The 14,885-nt window shown below is 66.2% G+C and carries 14 protein-coding genes; 5 read left to right on the top strand and 9 right to left on the bottom strand.

Annotated elements, in window-relative coordinates; genetic code table 11:
• Positions 1-8 precede the first annotated feature (8 nt).
• The 4 genes from C7453_RS01225 to C7453_RS01210 are packed head-to-tail and all read right to left on the bottom strand — an operon-like array spanning position 9 to position 3,931.
• On the bottom strand, positions 9-866 hold the full coding sequence (locus tag C7453_RS01225; protein ID WP_114725976.1) for a sugar phosphate isomerase/epimerase family protein: 858 nt from the start codon (positions 864-866) through the stop codon (positions 9-11).
• A 1-nt stretch (position 867) separates the two neighbouring features.
• On the bottom strand, positions 868-2,022 hold the full coding sequence (locus C7453_RS01220) for a dihydrodipicolinate synthase family protein (RefSeq protein WP_211310998.1): 1,155 nt from the start codon (positions 2,020-2,022) through the stop codon (positions 868-870).
• A gap of 2 nt (positions 2,023-2,024) precedes the next feature.
• Positions 2,025-2,792, bottom strand: a complete 768-nt coding sequence (locus tag C7453_RS01215) for a 3-ketoacyl-ACP reductase (RefSeq protein ID WP_114725296.1) — start codon at positions 2,790-2,792, stop codon at positions 2,025-2,027.
• Positions 2,789-3,931 carry an acyl-CoA dehydrogenase family protein gene (locus C7453_RS01210; protein ID WP_114725294.1) on the bottom strand — a complete coding sequence of 381 codons (1,143 nt, stop codon included), beginning with the start codon at positions 3,929-3,931 and terminating at the stop codon, positions 2,789-2,791. The genes C7453_RS01215 and C7453_RS01210 overlap by 4 nt, the downstream gene beginning before the upstream one ends.
• A 603-nt stretch (positions 3,932-4,534) precedes the next feature.
• Here C7453_RS01210 and C7453_RS01205 point away from each other — a divergent pair.
• From C7453_RS01205 to C7453_RS01195, 3 genes are all read left to right on the top strand, one after another.
• Positions 4,535-6,034 carry an aldehyde dehydrogenase family protein gene (locus tag C7453_RS01205; protein WP_114725292.1) on the top strand — a complete coding sequence of 500 codons (1,500 nt, stop codon included), beginning with the start codon at positions 4,535-4,537 and terminating at the stop codon, positions 6,032-6,034.
• On the top strand, positions 6,031-7,629 hold the full coding sequence (locus C7453_RS01200) for a GMC family oxidoreductase (RefSeq protein WP_114725290.1): 1,599 nt from the start codon (positions 6,031-6,033) through the stop codon (positions 7,627-7,629). Before C7453_RS01205 ends, C7453_RS01200 begins: the two co-directional genes overlap by 4 nt.
• Before the next feature lie 298 nt (positions 7,630-7,927).
• On the top strand, positions 7,928-9,514 hold the full coding sequence (locus C7453_RS01195; protein WP_114725288.1) for a carbohydrate porin: 1,587 nt from the start codon (positions 7,928-7,930) through the stop codon (positions 9,512-9,514).
• A 7-nt stretch (positions 9,515-9,521) separates the two neighbouring features.
• On the opposite strand, the gene C7453_RS01190 is transcribed toward C7453_RS01195, so the two are convergent.
• The 5 genes from C7453_RS01190 to C7453_RS01170 all read right to left on the bottom strand — a co-directional run bounded on the left by C7453_RS01190 (position 9,522) and on the right by C7453_RS01170 (position 13,691).
• Complete coding sequence (locus C7453_RS01190) at positions 9,522-10,268, bottom strand: pyridoxine 5'-phosphate synthase (protein ID WP_114725286.1); 747 nt, start codon at positions 10,266-10,268, stop codon at positions 9,522-9,524.
• Positions 10,265-11,251, bottom strand: a complete 987-nt coding sequence (gene pdxA / locus C7453_RS01185) for a 4-hydroxythreonine-4-phosphate dehydrogenase PdxA (RefSeq protein WP_114725284.1) — start codon at positions 11,249-11,251, stop codon at positions 10,265-10,267. Before pdxA ends, C7453_RS01190 begins: the two co-directional genes overlap by 4 nt.
• 1 nt (position 11,252) lies before the next feature.
• On the bottom strand, positions 11,253-12,680 hold the full coding sequence (locus C7453_RS01180; RefSeq protein WP_114725282.1) for a dipeptidase: 1,428 nt from the start codon (positions 12,678-12,680) through the stop codon (positions 11,253-11,255).
• 142 nt (positions 12,681-12,822) lie between these two features.
• On the bottom strand, positions 12,823-13,314 hold the full coding sequence (locus C7453_RS01175) for a protein-export chaperone SecB (protein WP_114725280.1): 492 nt from the start codon (positions 13,312-13,314) through the stop codon (positions 12,823-12,825).
• A gap of 86 nt (positions 13,315-13,400) precedes the next feature.
• Positions 13,401-13,691, bottom strand: coding sequence for a hypothetical protein (locus C7453_RS01170; protein WP_114725278.1), 291 nt, complete (start codon positions 13,689-13,691; stop codon positions 13,401-13,403).
• 139 nt (positions 13,692-13,830) lie between these two features.
• Here C7453_RS01170 and C7453_RS01165 point away from each other — a divergent pair, with 139 nt between their 5' ends.
• Both C7453_RS01165 and pyrF read left to right on the top strand, forming a co-directional pair.
• Complete coding sequence (locus tag C7453_RS01165; protein WP_114725276.1) at positions 13,831-14,178, top strand: lipopolysaccharide assembly protein LapA domain-containing protein; 348 nt, start codon at positions 13,831-13,833, stop codon at positions 14,176-14,178.
• A complete protein-coding gene (pyrF, locus tag C7453_RS01160) occupies positions 14,175-14,882 on the top strand; it encodes an orotidine-5'-phosphate decarboxylase (RefSeq protein ID WP_114725274.1) in 708 nt (235 codons plus the stop codon). Before C7453_RS01165 ends, pyrF begins: the two co-directional genes overlap by 4 nt.
• Positions 14,883-14,885 lie beyond the last annotated feature (3 nt).

Below are 14,885 nucleotides of genomic sequence, written 5' to 3'. Positions count from 1 at the left end.
CGACATGTTCAACAAACGGACCGGAAGCGTTCGACCATCACGTCCAGGACCTCCGCAGGGTCACGCTTCCACCAATTGTTCGCGGAGAAGATTTCTACCTCGCAGAAGCCCCCATATCCGGCTTCCTCGACCGACGCGCGCAGGCCGCGCAGGTCGGCCACGCCATCGCCCATCATCCCCCGGTCCAGCAGCACATCCGTCGTCCGCGCCAGCCAGTCGCACAGATGAAAGCCGAAGATCCGGCGCCCGGCCCGCGCCAGTTGCGCCGGCAGGTCGGTATCCCACCACACATGATAGACATCGACCGCCACGCCGAGATGCGCGTCGCCGATCCGGTCGCAGAGATCCAGCGCATCCCGCACCGTCATCAGGCACGACCGATCACCGCCATAGACCGGGTGCAGCGGCTCCAGCGCCAGCCTCACGCCGCAGGCGGCGGCATGGGGCAGAACCTCCGCCACCCGGTCGGCCACGATGTTCAGGCTGTCGCGCACCCCCTTGGTCCCGACCGCGATCCCACCGGTCACGATCGTCAGCACCGGCGCCCCCAGTTCGGCGGCCTGGTCGATCGCCAGCCGGAAATCATCGCAAATCTCCGCCACCCCGGCCGGCGCCAGCGGCCCGACCAGAAAAGGCGCACGGCACAGCCCCACGACCGTCACCCCGGCCGCCCTGGCCCGCGCCCCGATGGCCGCCGCCCGCCCCGCGATCTCCCGCCGCCAGAACACGATGCCGCCGATCCCCCGCCCGGCACAGGCATCGATGGTCCGCTCGGGCGACCATCCCGCCCCGGCGCCCGCGATATTATGGCCGAGCGTCGCGGTATTCAGGGCCAGCGCCGAATGGTCGTGACGGAAATCGCGCATCTCATGCCCCATAGAGCGCAAGCAGCGACTTCATGCGGCTGGCGGCGCGCTCCGGGTCGCGCAGCAGCCCGCACCCATCGGCCAGGCGGAAAATGCCGGTGAAATACGGCAACGGCCGCATGGCCTGCGCCCCGTTCACCATGATGAAATGGTCCTGAAACCCGTTCAGCCACGCCAGGAACACCACGCCGGTCTTGTAAAACCGTGTCGGCGCCCGAAAGATCAGCCGCGCCAGCGGCACGGTCGGGTCCAGCGCCGCATGGAACGCCGCCACGTCGCCCTCGCCCAGCTTCGCCACGGCGTAGGAGGCCGCCGCCGCCAGCGGGTCGAAAATCCCCAGCAGGGCATGGCTGAACCCCTGCCCGTCCCCCGCGATCAGTTCGGGATAATTGAAGTCGTCACCGGTATACATCCGCACGCCTTCCGGCAGGCGGCGACGCAGGATGATCTCCTTCTCCTTGTCCAGCAGCGAGATCTTGATCCCGTCGATGCGCGCCCGGTTTTCCTCGATGATCGCCAGCACCGTCTCCAGCGCCACATCGAAGTCCCGGCTGCCCCAATACCCGTCCAACGCCGGGTCGAACATCTCGCCCAGCCAGTGCAGGATCACCTTCTGCTCGCAGCCGGCCAGCACCGTGCGATAGACGCGCTCGTAATCCCTGCCGCTCTTCGCCACCTGCACCAGCGCCCGGCTGGCCATCAGGATCAGCCGCCCACCGACGGCCTGGATGGCCTCGACCTGCTCCATATAGGCGCCGATCACCTGATCGACCGACGTGACATGCGCCGGGTCCAGATGATCCGTCCCGCAGCCATTGCCGATCAGCGCATCCGGCAGTTCCGCCCGCGTCCGCCGGATCAGTTCCAGCGAGCGCGGCCAGTCCATCCCCATGCCGCGCTGCGCGGTATCCATGGCCTCGGCGATGCCCAGCCCCAGCCCGGCCAGATAGCGGCGGAATTCCAAGGTCTTCTCCCAATCCACGGCGGCCTGTCCGGACGGATCGGCGGCACTGAACGGATCGGCCACCACATGGGCCGCCGAATAGACGATCCGCGCGGGGTCGCGCGGCAGCACCGTATGCGGCAGGGGCGTTCCGGTCAGGACGTAATCCGTCATCCGGCCCGTTTCGTCAGGAAGTGCGATTTTCATGGCCATTCTCAAAAACGGGGGACGAGCATTCCGGCATCAGCCGAAATCACCTGCCCGGTGGTGTAAGGAAGTTTTCCGGCGGCGAGGGTCGCGATGATGGTTCCCATCTCGTGGGCTTCCCCCACGCGCGGCATCAGCGTCAGGCCCTCGGCCGCGCGCCTGCGATAGGCTTCGATCACCGGCGCCGTCATGTCGGTGGCGATCAGGCCGGGCTGCACGTCATAGACGGCGATATTCTCCGGCCCCAGCCGCACCGCCAGCGCCTTCGACACCATCGCGGCGGCGGCTTTCGACACGCAATATTCCGCCCGCTGCACGGCAACGGCCGAGGCGTTGGACGAGGTGACGTTCACCACGGCATGAAACAGCCCCTCCGGCCGCGCCCGCGCCAGTAACCGCCGCGCGAACGCCTGCGACAGAAAGAACACCGCCCGCGCATTGATCGTCAGGCAGCGGTCCCAGCTTTCCTCCCCCACCTCCAGCAGATCGCCCCGATGCAGCACGCCGACGCCCGCATTGTTCACCAGCGTCGTCAGCGGCCCCAGCGTGTCCTCGATCCGTGCCAGCCAGGGCGCATGCGCGGCGGTGTCGCCCACATCGAAGGGCGCGGCCATCACCGGCACGCCCAGCGCCTCGATCCGCGCCACCGCCGCATGCAGTTCGGCATCGGCGACCGGCCCGTTGATCGCCACGGCAAACCCGGCCCGCGCCAGCGCCTCGGCCGCCGCCAGCCCGATCCCGCGCGAAGAGCCGGTTACGAGCGCGACCTGTCTCATGACCGCGCGCCCTTCTTCATCAGCTCGCGGGCGATGATCATGCGCTGGATCTGGTTGGTACCTTCATAGATCTGCGTGATCTTGGCATCGCGATACAGCCGCTCGACCTCGAACCCCCGGATATAGCCCGAGCCGCCGAACACCTGCACCGCATCCGCCGTGCGCGCCACGGCGGTATCGCCGGCAAAGCATTTGGCCATGGAGCACGAGCGCGTGGCATCCAGCCCGCGATCGATCTTCACGGCGGCGGAATGCACCAGCAGCCGCGCCGCCTCGATATCCTTCGCCATGTCGGCCAGCAGCCACTGCACACCCTGAAAGTCCGAGATCTGCTTGCCGAACTGCTTGCGGGTGCCGGCATAATCCACGGCCGCTTCCAGCCCCGCCTGGGCAATGCCCACGGCCAGGGCGGCAATGCCCACGCGCCCCTTGTCCAGCACGCTCATCATCATGTGGAACCCGCGCCCGGCCTCGCCCAGCAGCGCATCGCGCCCCAGCCGCACGTCGGAGAAATTCAGCCCGCCCACCTGGCTGGCCCGCTGCCCCATCTTGTGTTCCTTGGGGCCACGCTCGACCCCCCGCGCGTGCAGGTCGACGATAAAGATCGACATGCCCCGCGTGCCCGCGTCCCGGTCGGTGCGGGCCAGCACGAAGCCGGTATCGGCCACGGGCGCGTTATGGATCCAGATCTTGCCGCCATTCAGCACCCAGCCCTCGCCATCCTTCTCGGCGGTGGTGCGGATGCCCGACACATCGGTGCCGGCCTCGGGCTCGGTGATGCAGTATGCCACCTTGCGCCGCATGCCCAGGATATCGGGCAGCATCGCCTGCTGCCGTTCCGTGCCATGGCGCACCAGCAGGGTGGAAATCAGCTCCACCAGCCCGCACTGGTCGGCCACGCTGGCATAGCCGCGCGACAGTTCCTCCATCACCACCGCATAGGTCAGCGTATCGAAACCGGGGCCACCCAAGGCTTCGGGAACACCGATGCCGAACAGCCCCAGCTTGGCCATTTCGTCGTAGATTTCGGAAGGAAACCGCTCCTCGCGGTCCAGCGCCTCGGCGGCGGGGCGGATGACGTCGTCGGCGAAAGCCTGAACGGTCTCGCGCACCTGTTCCTGTGTCTCGTTCAGATACATTCCGGCATTCCCGTTCCATATGAACTAACTGGTTACATACATCCGACATCAGGCCCGATCAAGGACAAAGCGCGCGCAGCCCGGATCACCCGGCGCGATTCCGGGGAAACACCTGCAAACACAGGCACTCCCGGGGCACGGCCCGCCGTAGGACGCATCACGATGCTTTTTCATCCTTATTGTCTCTTACAGGATTTTTCTTTTTTTCCCTCAAAACCGTTCCAGCGCACCCATACCGCCCATCACGGCAAATTGAGTTACACCGCCCGATCCGCCGGTCTATCACAAGGTAACCAAACGGTGCGTTTGGGCGAAGTCGTTCTAGAAAAAACAGGTGCCGTCGTAAAAGACGATATCAGGCACGATAAAAACAGGACGTCGATAAGATGCTGGCTCTGGAGATGACGCGACCAACAGTAAAAGCAGGCGCCCCGTGCGCCGGCCCCATACTGTTTCATCCGCGCAAGAAAACCCACCGCCCGGTCAGCAGTTGACCACTCCACGGGCGCGCCCGCGTCCATGGTGTGTCCAACCGCCTCACGCATCCGATCGCATCCCTGCGACATACGCCCGACCACCCAACCCGGGGAGGAAAGCTCATCAATGAACGACGTGACAAAAGGGGCGTTCTTGCCTGAAAATCCCCGTGAATTCGACTTTTTTATCGATGGCGCCTGGCACGCCGGCCATGACTGGTTCGAGCGTAACTCCCCCAGCCACGATGTGCCCGTCACACGCATTCCCCGCTGCACCCGGGACGATCTCGACACCGCCGTCGCCGCCGCGCGCCGCGCGTTCGAAGATGGTAGCTGGGCCGGCCTGCCGGGTGCCGGGCGCGCGGGCATCCTGCTGCGCACCGCCGAGGGCCTGCGCCGCCGTCGTGACGAAATCGCCCGGTGGGAAGTGCTGGAAAACGGCAAGCCCCTCACCCAGGCCCGTGGCGAGATCGACCATTGCATCGCCTGTTTCGAGGTCGCGGCCGGCGCCGCGCGCCTGGTGCGCGGCGACAGCTTCAACAATCTGGGCGACAGCCTGCTGGGCATGCTGCTGCGCGAGCCCATCGGCGTCGTCGGCCTGATCACGCCATGGAATTTCCCGTTCCTGATCCTGTGCGAGCGTGTACCGTTCATTCTCGCCTCGGGCTGCACGCTGGTCGTCAAGCCCGCCGAGGTCACGAGCGCCACCACCCTGATCCTGGCCGACATCCTTGCCGAGGCCGGCCTGCCGCGCGGCGTCTATAACGTGGTCACCGGCGCGGGCCGCACCATCGGCCAGGCCCTGGCCGAACATCCCGACGTGGACATGCTGTCCTTCACCGGCTCCACCGGGGTCGGCCGGTCCTGCGTCCACGCCTCGGCCGACAGCAACCTCAAGAAACTGGGGCTCGAACTCGGCGGCAAGAACCCGATCATCGTCTTCGCCGACGCCAACCTGCACGATGCCGCCGACGCCGTGGCCTTCGGCATCAGCTTCAACACCGGGCAGTGCTGCGTCTCCTCCAGCCGCCTGATCGTGGAGCGTTCGGTCGCGCGCGAATTCGAATCCATCCTCGTCGACAAGATGAAGAAAATCCGTGTCGGAGACCCGTTCGATCCCGAAACACAGATCGGCGCCATCACCACCGAGTCCCAGAACACCACGATCCTGAACTATATCGCCCAGGGCAAGGCAGAGGGGGCGAAGCTGCTGTGCGGCGGCGCGGCGCTGGATCTCGGGCACGGCCAGTTCATCCAGCCGACGCTCTTTTCCGACGTCACTCCGTCAATGGCCATCGCGCGCGAGGAAATCTTCGGCCCGGTCCTGTCCTCCTTCCATTTCGACACGCCGGAAGAAGCCATCGCGATCGCCAACGACACCGTCTACGGCCTCGCAGCCTCGCTCTGGACCCGCGATATCGACAAGGCACTGACCGTCACCCGCCGCGTGCGCGCCGGGCGCTTCTGGGTCAACACCATCATGGCCGGCGGCCCGGAAACCCCCATCGGCGGCTTCAAGCAGTCGGGTTGGGGCCGCGAATCCGGCATGCTGGGCGTCGAGGAATATACCCAGGTCAAATCAGTCCATATCGAAACCGGCGGCCGCACGCACTGGATCGCATCATGACGCATGGATTCGACTATATCATCGTGGGCGGCGGGTCGGCCGGCTGCGTCCTGGCGGCGCTGCTTTCCGAAAATCCTTCTTCCCACGTCTGTCTTCTGGAAGCCGGCAAGCGCGACACCCATCCGCTGATCCACATGCCGATCGGCTTCGCCAAGATGACGACCGGACCCATGACCTGGAATCTGCTGACCACACCACAGAAACACGCCAACAACCGGCAGATCCCCTATGTGCAGGCCAGGGTTCTGGGCGGCGGCTCGTCGATCAACGCCGAAGTCTTCACGCGCGGCCACCCGTCGGATTACGACCGCTGGGTGGAAGAGGGAGCCGAGGGCTGGGGTTTTCGCGATATCCAGAAATACATGCTCCGCTCCGAGGGCAATACGATGCTCTCCGGCCCCTGGCACGGCACGGACGGCCCGCTGGGCGTGTCCAACCTGTCCACCCCCAACCCGGTCAGCCGCGCCTTCGTGCAAAGCTGCCAGGAACTCGGGATGCCCTACAATCCCGATTTCAACGGCCCCACGCAGGAAGGCGCGGGCATCTACCAGATGACCATCCGCAACAACCGCCGCCGCTCGGCCGCCGTCGGCTATCTGCGCCCCGCGCTGGGGCGGCCGAACCTGCACGTCATCACCGGCATCGCGGTGCAGCGCGTCGTCTTCGAGGGCCGCCGCGCCATCGGGGTGGAATATCTCAGCCGCAACGGCACGAAAAAGATCGCCCGCGCCGACCGCGAAGTCATCGTCACCTCCGGGGCCATCGGCACCCCCAAGCTGATGATGCTTTCGGGCGTAGGCCCCGCCGCGCATCTGCGCCAGCACGACATCTCCGTGGTCCAGGACCTGCCGGGCGTAGGCCAGAACCTGCAGGACCATTACGGCGTCGATGTCGTGGCCGAACTGAAAACGCATGACAGTCTGGACAAATACAAGAAACCGCACTGGATGCTCTATGCGGGCCTGGAATACGCCCTGTTCAAATCCGGCCCGGTCACCTCCAACGTGGTCGAAGCCGGGGCCTTCTGGTACGCCGACCGGCAGGCCCCGTGCCCCGACCTGCAATTCCATTTCCTCGCCGGCGCGGGGGCGGAAGCCGGCGTCGCCTCGGTGCCGAAGGGCGTATCGGGCGTCACGCTCAACAGCTACACACTGCGTCCCAGATCGCGCGGATCGGTCACCCTGCGCTCGTCCGACCCGCGCGAGGCACCTCTGGTCGACCCGAACTTCCTTGCCGATCCAGACGATCTGCGCATTTCCGCCGAAGGCGTCAGGCTCAGCGTCGATATCTTCTCACGCCCGTCGCTGAGCAAATATGTCCGCAAGGTCGCAGGCTTCGACCGCTCCATCACCACCCGCTCGGGGTTCGAGGCCTATGCCCGCGAATATGGCCGCACATCGTACCATCCCACCTGCACCTGCAAGATGGGCCGCGACGCAATGTCGGTCGTCGATCCGCAACTGCGCGTCCATGGGCTGGAAGGCATCCGGATCTGCGACAGTTCGGTCATGCCGTCCATCATCGGCTCCAACACCAACGCCCCAACCATCATGATCGCCGAGCGCGCGGCCGATCTGATCCGGGGAAACACCTGACAGACGGGCTCGGCGCGGCCCGTTACGGCGCAACCCGGACAAAATTATCCAGTAAAAAAACAATATTCGCGCCGTTTTTTGACAAAAACAACCGATCCGGAAAATCAGATAAAATCTGAAGACGGCTCGACCTGTACAGATCATTCAACATCCAGATTCCATCAGAAATCAATATGCCACAACTAAAGCGAAACCGAATGTGAACGTGTAACAAACAAACCGATGCCGCCGTGTCACCACCGTCATCCCCTCTTCGGAACAGGGACAAGGCCGGCACGCGCGCAGGGAGATCATAAAAATGAAGATCCATGCAACAAAGTGGACCCAGTCTCTCGCCTTCGGCTGCACCCTGATATCCTGCCTGCCCGGCGGGCTGTCGGTCGGCCACGCCCAGTCCGTATCGCGCATCACGCGCAAACCCCATCATGCGGCGCCAAGCGCGTCACACGCGGCCCCCACACAACCGGCGACACAGCAGCTCACCACACCAAGCATTCACAGGCCCATCGTGTCGGTCCAGCCGCAACCCGTCATCCTGCCGCCCCAGGCCGAAGATCTGGGAAACACGAAGCGCGAGGACATTTCAGATACGACGGAACATGCTTTCTTTCCCGCCAGTTTCGACGACTGGCTCAGGCAAAGCACGCTGACCGGCAACTGGGCCGGCAGGCGAACATGGCTGATCGATCACGGCGTCACCATCACCGGCCATTATTTCCAGGACAGTGCCGGCAACCCGACGGGCGGCCAGTCCCAGAACGTCCGCTACGCCCACGAACTCGGCATCAATGTCGATTTCGACCTCAAGAAACTCACAAGCTGGGATATCGGCCTGTTCCATTTCATCGTCACGTCGCGCGCCGGCCAGGGTCTGGGGGCCAAACTGCCGGCCCTGAACAGCCCGATGGAAATCTACGGCTCCCCCACGGTGCGTCTGTCGCTGCTGTCATGGGAAATGCCGTGGAACAAGTACGTGGCCACCACGGTCGGCGAGATCAATTCCGAAACCGATTTCGAAACCTGGTCCTATTACTGGGGCATGAACAATTACTGCCAGTTCCAGAGCAACGCGATCTGCGGCATGCCGCAATCCATCGCCTACAATTCGGGCTACGGCTACTACCCCACGGCGCATCCGGGCGCCTGGGTCAAATTCTATCCCGCCGGCAACAACCATTATTCCGTTCAGTTCGGCATCTACTCCGTCGATCCGACCATCGCGAACACGCATAACGGCTGGAAGCTGAACCTGCACGGCGCCACCGGCTCGTTCCTGCCCTTCCAGCTCGTCTGGCACCAGGGCGGCAAGGACGATTACAGCGGCCCATTGCAGACCAACGTCAAGGTCGGCGGCTACTGGGATACGTCGCAGGTCAGGGACGTCTATTCCAAACTCGGCATGTTCCAGATTCCAGCGGAATATATCGCAAACGCCCCCAGCGCGAACGTCCGGGGCCGCTTCGGCGGCTGGTTCCAGTTCGACCGCCTGCTGGAGCGCGACAGATACGCGCCGCATCGCGGCACATCCTTTTTCGCCTCCTTCACCTGGGGCGACCCCCGCACCGCGATCTTCCCCTATTTCGTCGATTGGGGCCTCACGCGCAAAGGCACCTTCGCCAGCCGGCCGGACGATACCGTCAGCGTCGGCATGAAATATCTATGGGTCAACGCCAAACTGACAAACTACGTGGCACAGCTTCAGAAAGAGGGCGTCACCGGCATCTACAAACCCACGCAGGAACATGCGATCGAGGTCAATTACGGCTGGCACCCCACGCCCTGGCTGCTGATCCGCCCCGGCGTCCAGTATATCTGGAGCACCGGCGGCACCAACCGTTACAAGAACCCGGTCATCCTCGATTTCGAAACCGGCGTCTCGTTCTGAAAGCCCGTCAGTCGATACCGGTCCTGGCCGCGTCCATGCACTGGCGCATCCGTGCGATGGTCGCGGCCAGCCCGTCGAAAATTGCCTGCCCGATCAGGAAATGTCCGATATTCAGTTCCACCACCTGCGGCAGGGCGGCAATCGGCCCCACATTGTCGTATGTCAGGCCATGGCCGGCATGCACCTCCAGCCCCGCCTCATCGGCCTGCGCCGCCGCCCGGCGCAGGCGCTCATATTCACCCGCCCGGCCTTCGGCATAGGCGCCGGTATGCAGTTCCACCACCGCCGCGCCGATGGCGGCCGACGCCGCGATCTGCGCCGGCTCCGGGTCGACGAACAGCGAAACCCGGATTCCGGCCTCGCGCAGGGCGCGCACCTGCGGCGCCAGCGCCACCGCCTGGCCCGCCACATCCAGCCCGCCCTCGGTCGTCACCTCGGCCCGCCGCTCGGGCACGATGCAGCACGCATGCGGGCGCAGGTCCAGCGCAATGGCCACCATTTCGTCCGTCGCAGCCATTTCCATATTCAGCGGCGCCGCAAGCTCGGCCCGCAGCCGCACCAGGTCGGCATCACGGATATGCCGCCGGTCCTCGCGCATGTGGGCGGTAATGCCGTCCGCTCCGGCCGCCACGGCAAGCATGGCGGCCGCCACCGGGTCGGGGTAGCTGCCGCCGCGCGCATTCCGCACGGTCGCCACATGGTCGATATTCACCCCAAGGCGCAGGGCCCGCGCGGGCGGAACGGAAAGGATCATGCTGCACTCCGGTTGCGGGCCATGTCGCGGCCCAGTTTCAGGGCGGCGATCAGGCTGGACGGGTCGGCCACGCCCTGCCCGGCGATATCGAAGGCGGTGCCATGGTCCGGCGAGGTCCGCACGATCGGCAGCCCCAGCGTCACATTCACGCCACCCGCCATGTCGATGGTCTTCAGGGGAATCAGCGCCTGGTCATGATACATGCACAGCGCCGCGTCATAACGGGCACGGGCCGGCGGCGTAAACATCGTATCGGGGGGCCAGGGCCCCGTCACGTCCATCCCCTCACCCCGCAGCACCGCGATGGCAGGGGCGATGATCTCTCCCTCTTCCCCCCCCATCACCCCACCTTCACCCGCATGCGGGTTCAGGCCGGCAACGGCCAGTCGGGGGGCGGCAATCCCGAAATCGCGCCGCAGGGCCGCGGCAGTCGTACGCCCGCACCGCACGATCTCGTCCGCCGTCAAACGCTCCAGCGCTCCACGCAGCGACACATGGATCGTCACCGGCACCACACGCAGTTCCGGGCAGGCCAGCATCATCACTTCCTGCCCCGGCACGCCGCAGAGTTCCGCCAGATATTCGGTATGGCCGGGGTGGGCAAAGCCCGCCTGCTTCAGCACCAGCTTGCTGATCGGGTTGGTCACCACGGCGCCGACCTGCCCGGCCAGCGCCAGTTCGACGGCACGGGCAATACTGCCGATCACCGCCGGCGCATTGGCCACATCCGGCGCCCCCGGCCGCGCGGCACAGGCCAGCCCGACCGGCAGCACCGGCAGCGCCTCGCCAAAAACCGCAGCCGCCTGCGCCGCATCCGCCACCACACGCACCGGCACGCCAGGATAAAGCGCCGGATCGCCCAACACCATAAAGCCCGGCCCGCCCACACGCAGGGCGCGCCAGGCGGCGACCGTCAGTTCCGGCCCGATCCCGGCCGGGTCGCCCATGGTCAGGGCCAGCACCTGCGGCACGCCGGCCTCCATGTCAGCCGCCGAACCGGCTGTCGTGCGCCAGAGCCTCCAGCACCCGAACCCAGGAGCGAATGCCCTTGTGGAACGAGATCAGGTCATATTTCTCGTTGGGCGAATGAATACGGTCGTCATCGCGCGCAAACCCGACCAGCAGCGAGTCCATGTCCAGCGCCTGCCGCACTTCCGACACCACCGGGATCGACCCGCCGCTGCCGATCGTCACCGCCGGCCGGCCCCATTCCTCGCCCAGAGCCGCCAGCGTGGCCCCCAATCCCGGCCCGTCCGCCGGCACGACGCTCGCCCGCGACCCGCCATGTCCTGCGAACGTCACCGAGCAGTCCGCCGGCAGCATGGCCCTCACATGGGCATGGAATGCGTCGCGGATACGCGCCGGGTCCTGCCCCGACACCAGCCGGAACGACACCTTGGCCGAAGCCTGCGCCGGCAGCACGGTCTTGAACCCGTCACCGGCATAACCGCCGCTGATGCCATTGATCTCGAAAGTCGGCCGGCACCAGGTCTGCTCCACGGCGGTATAGCCGCGCTCGCCCGCCGTCACCGACAGCCCGACCGGCCCCAGGAACTCGGCATCGGACGGCGCAATGGCGCGCCACTGGTCACGCACTTCGGCCGGCGGGTCCTGCACGCCGTCATAAAAACCGGGCAACGTCACCCGCCCGCTCTCATGGTCACGCACCGAGGCCAGAATCCAGCTCAGCAATTCCAGCGGGTTACGGGCAGCATTGCCATAAATGCCGGAATGCAGGTCGCGATTGGCGCAATGGATCGTGATTTCCTCGCCAACCATGCCGCGCAGTGCGGTGGTGATGGCCGGCACGCCGCCATCCAGCATCCCAGTATCGCAGATCAGCGCGACATCGGCGCGCAGTTCCTCACGATTGGCCTGCAGGAACGGCAGCAGGTTCGCCCCGCCGCTTTCCTCCTCGCCCTCGATCACCAGCGACACACGCAGCGGCAGCGTACCATGTTCGGCCTTCAGCGCACGCAGGGCCTCGATAAAGGTCATCACCTGGCCCTTGTCGTCCGATGCACCGCGCGCAACGATCCGCGCCCCCGCCTCGTCACGCACGATGCGCGGGTCGAAGGGCGACGTCTCCCACAATTCCAGCGGATCGACCGGCTGCACGTCGTAATGGCCATAGAACAGCACATGCGGCAGCCGCCGGGCCGAGGCATCGGCCGACCGGTCATGCGCCACCACCATCGGGTGGCCCTGCGTCTCGCGCACCGAGGCCTCCAGCCCGATCGCCGTCAGTTCGTCACGCAGCCACTCGGCCGCACGGCGGCAATCCCCGGCATGGGCCGGCTGGGCGGAAATGCTGGGAATGCGCAGGAAGTCGAACAGCCGCTCCAGGCTCGCCTCCAGCGTGCGGTCCACCCTCTCCAGCACCGGCGCCAGCTCACGTCCGTTCGTCATCATCGTCCATCCTCGATCCGGAATGCGGCACGCGCCGCGAATCAGTCGGGAATGTGCGAACAGGACGCGGGAAATGCAATGCGTGGCCTTGATCGTTCAGGAGCATCGCGTGTCCACCGGCACACGGCTCCCGGCCGAAGCGACATCAAACCACCGCCCGGCGCCCACGCTGCAACGCCGCAAAATCAACCCCTTGCATCAGCACCGGCGGAAATCCCGCATCCCGCGTCAGATCGGCCAGCAGGTTGCGCGCCCCGGGAAACAGCAGGGCCGGAATCTCGACCAGCAGCAGCGGCTCCAGCATTTCCGGCGCGGCAACACCGCCGGCGGCGCGCAGGCTCACCAGCCCGGCATAGGCCAGTTCGGCCTCGAACAGCACCTGCTCGTCCGGCCCCCGCCCCTGGCAACGCAGCACCAGCGCGACCTCGAACAACGGCGCGCCATCGGCGACCTGCCGTGCATCGACGTCCAGATCCAGATGCAGGCGCGGCAACCCTTTCGGCGCGACATGCACCGCCGGCGCACCGGGCACGTCCAGCCGCACCGACTTCACATACTGGCTGACAATCTCGCCGCGCGGCACAGCCATGCCATCCGCCGCGCCGGCAACCGTGGCGGTCGCGTCTCCATCATGCATCGTGCCCACGTACTCCGGATCGTGAAGCCACGATTGTGCTCCAGGCAAGGTGAACGGGGCGTTTACCCAGCGTGGATTTTATCGCTTCAGATGAATTGCCCGCGCAGAAAGCCCAGAGCGGGCAGGGGGCGCCAGGCACGCGGCAGATCGGCACGGCGGATGGGCTGCACGCTGTAACGGGGAACGGGCTGGCGGCTCTGGCGCAGGAAGGCGGCATAGGCCCGGACCTGCTGCTCCCGCCAGTCGCGGTCGGCCATCGCCGCCGGGCGGCCGGGATAGATCTCCGCTATGCGCAGGGCCCGGCCGACGGTCGCCACAACGGCCCACACCATGTCGTCCTTGCGTCCGGTGCGCTGAAACGCGATGATTTCGCTCAAGAGCCTGCTCCGCCCCGATCCGGCAACGACACCATGCCGGCGTGGTGGAAATCAAGGCCGATCTGCGGGCGTCGGCTCGCCGCACGGCCATGTCCGGCTTTCCTTGCCGGACATCGCGCGAAACGGTAGGAGGCTGCCCATGCTGCGTCTACTCGTCACTTTGCCTTTCCTGCTGGGGCTGATCGTCTTCAGCGCCTGCAATCAGGACCCGATCCAGATGTGGTTCCTCGACTGGGGATGGAAATCCTCGGTCGGCGTGCTGACGCTGGTCGCCGCCGCCGCGTTCTTCCTTCTCGGCGCGGTCACGGTCTGGTTCGCCGAACTGCGCCAGCGCGGACGCGCCCGCCGGGCGGAACAGCAGGTCCGCACGCTGGAGGAACAGGTGGCCGAACTCCGCCGCCAGCAGGCCGAAACCTACAACCCGCCCCCCACAGCCGTGCCGGTATCCACCGCGCTGCCGGCATCCCATGAGGCGCCGCTGCCATGACGACCCGCCGGACACGCCTGATCGTGGCGCTGGATACCAAGGATGAGGCCCAGGCCGCGCGCTGGCGCGACCAGACGGCCGCCAGTGCCGACGCCATCAAGCTGGGGCTGGAATTCACCTATGCGCAGGGGCTGGACGCGGTGCGCCGGGTCGCGAAGGGGCATAGCCTGTTTCTGGACCTGAAACTGCACGACATCCCCAATACCGTCGGTTCGGCCATCGGCAGCCTGGCCGACACGCGCCCGGCGATGCTGACGATCCACGCCCAGGGCGGCAGCGCCATGATCGCCGCGGCCCGCGCCGCCGTGGACCGCGCTTTTCCGGCCGACGCACGCCCCCTGCTGCTGGCGGTCACGGTCCTGACCAGCATGGACGAAGCGGCCCTGCACGAAATCGGCGTCCATGACGATCCATGCCAGCAGGTGCTGCGCCTGGGTGCGCTGGCAGTCGCGGCCGGCGCCGACGGTCTGATCTGCTCGCCGCACGAAATCATCCCCCTGCGCGACCGCCTGGGCGACGCACCAGTCCTGGTGGTACCCGGCATCCGCCCCGCCGGGGCCGAAACCGGTGACCAGAAGCGTGTCATGACCCCCACCCAGGCCCGCAATGCCGGCGCCGACTGGATCGTGGTCGGCCGGCCGATCACCACCGCCGCCGATCCCGCCGCCGCCGCCGCCGCCGTAGCGGCCGAACTCGCCGGCTGACCA

The sequence above is a fragment of the Gluconacetobacter liquefaciens genome (assembly GCF_003350405.1).
GTDB lineage: Bacteria > Pseudomonadota > Alphaproteobacteria > Acetobacterales > Acetobacteraceae > Gluconacetobacter > Gluconacetobacter liquefaciens.
The sequence above is the reverse complement of the archived record's forward strand: the minus strand, read 5'-3'. Positions and strand labels throughout refer to the sequence as shown.

Excerpts from the sequence above, each read along its gene's own strand:
- C7453_RS01220 (WP_211310998.1), bottom strand. The coding sequence starts at position 2,022 with ATGGCCATGAAAATCGCACTTCCTGACGAAACGGGCCGGATGACGGAT.
- C7453_RS01205 (WP_114725292.1), top strand. The coding sequence starts at position 4,535 with ATGAACGACGTGACAAAAGGGGCGTTCTTGCCTGAAAATCCCCGTGAA.
- C7453_RS01190 (WP_114725286.1), bottom strand. The coding sequence starts at position 10,268 with ATGATCCTTTCCGTTCCGCCCGCGCGGGCCCTGCGCCTTGGGGTGAAT.
- C7453_RS01175 (WP_114725280.1), bottom strand. The coding sequence starts at position 13,314 with ATGCATGATGGAGACGCGACCGCCACGGTTGCCGGCGCGGCGGATGGC.
- C7453_RS01180 (WP_114725282.1), bottom strand. The coding sequence starts at position 12,680 with ATGATGACGAACGGACGTGAGCTGGCGCCGGTGCTGGAGAGGGTGGAC.
- C7453_RS01215 (WP_114725296.1), bottom strand. The coding sequence starts at position 2,792 with ATGAGACAGGTCGCGCTCGTAACCGGCTCTTCGCGCGGGATCGGGCTG.
- pyrF (WP_114725274.1), top strand. The coding sequence starts at position 14,175 with ATGACGACCCGCCGGACACGCCTGATCGTGGCGCTGGATACCAAGGAT.
- C7453_RS01225 (WP_114725976.1), bottom strand. The coding sequence starts at position 866 with ATGCGCGATTTCCGTCACGACCATTCGGCGCTGGCCCTGAATACCGCG.
- pdxA (WP_114725284.1), bottom strand. The coding sequence starts at position 11,251 with ATGGAGGCCGGCGTGCCGCAGGTGCTGGCCCTGACCATGGGCGACCCG.
- C7453_RS01165 (WP_114725276.1), top strand. The coding sequence starts at position 13,831 with ATGCTGCGTCTACTCGTCACTTTGCCTTTCCTGCTGGGGCTGATCGTC.
- C7453_RS01195 (WP_114725288.1), top strand. The coding sequence starts at position 7,928 with ATGAAGATCCATGCAACAAAGTGGACCCAGTCTCTCGCCTTCGGCTGC.
- C7453_RS01200 (WP_114725290.1), top strand. The coding sequence starts at position 6,031 with ATGACGCATGGATTCGACTATATCATCGTGGGCGGCGGGTCGGCCGGC.
- C7453_RS01210 (WP_114725294.1), bottom strand. The coding sequence starts at position 3,931 with ATGTATCTGAACGAGACACAGGAACAGGTGCGCGAGACCGTTCAGGCT.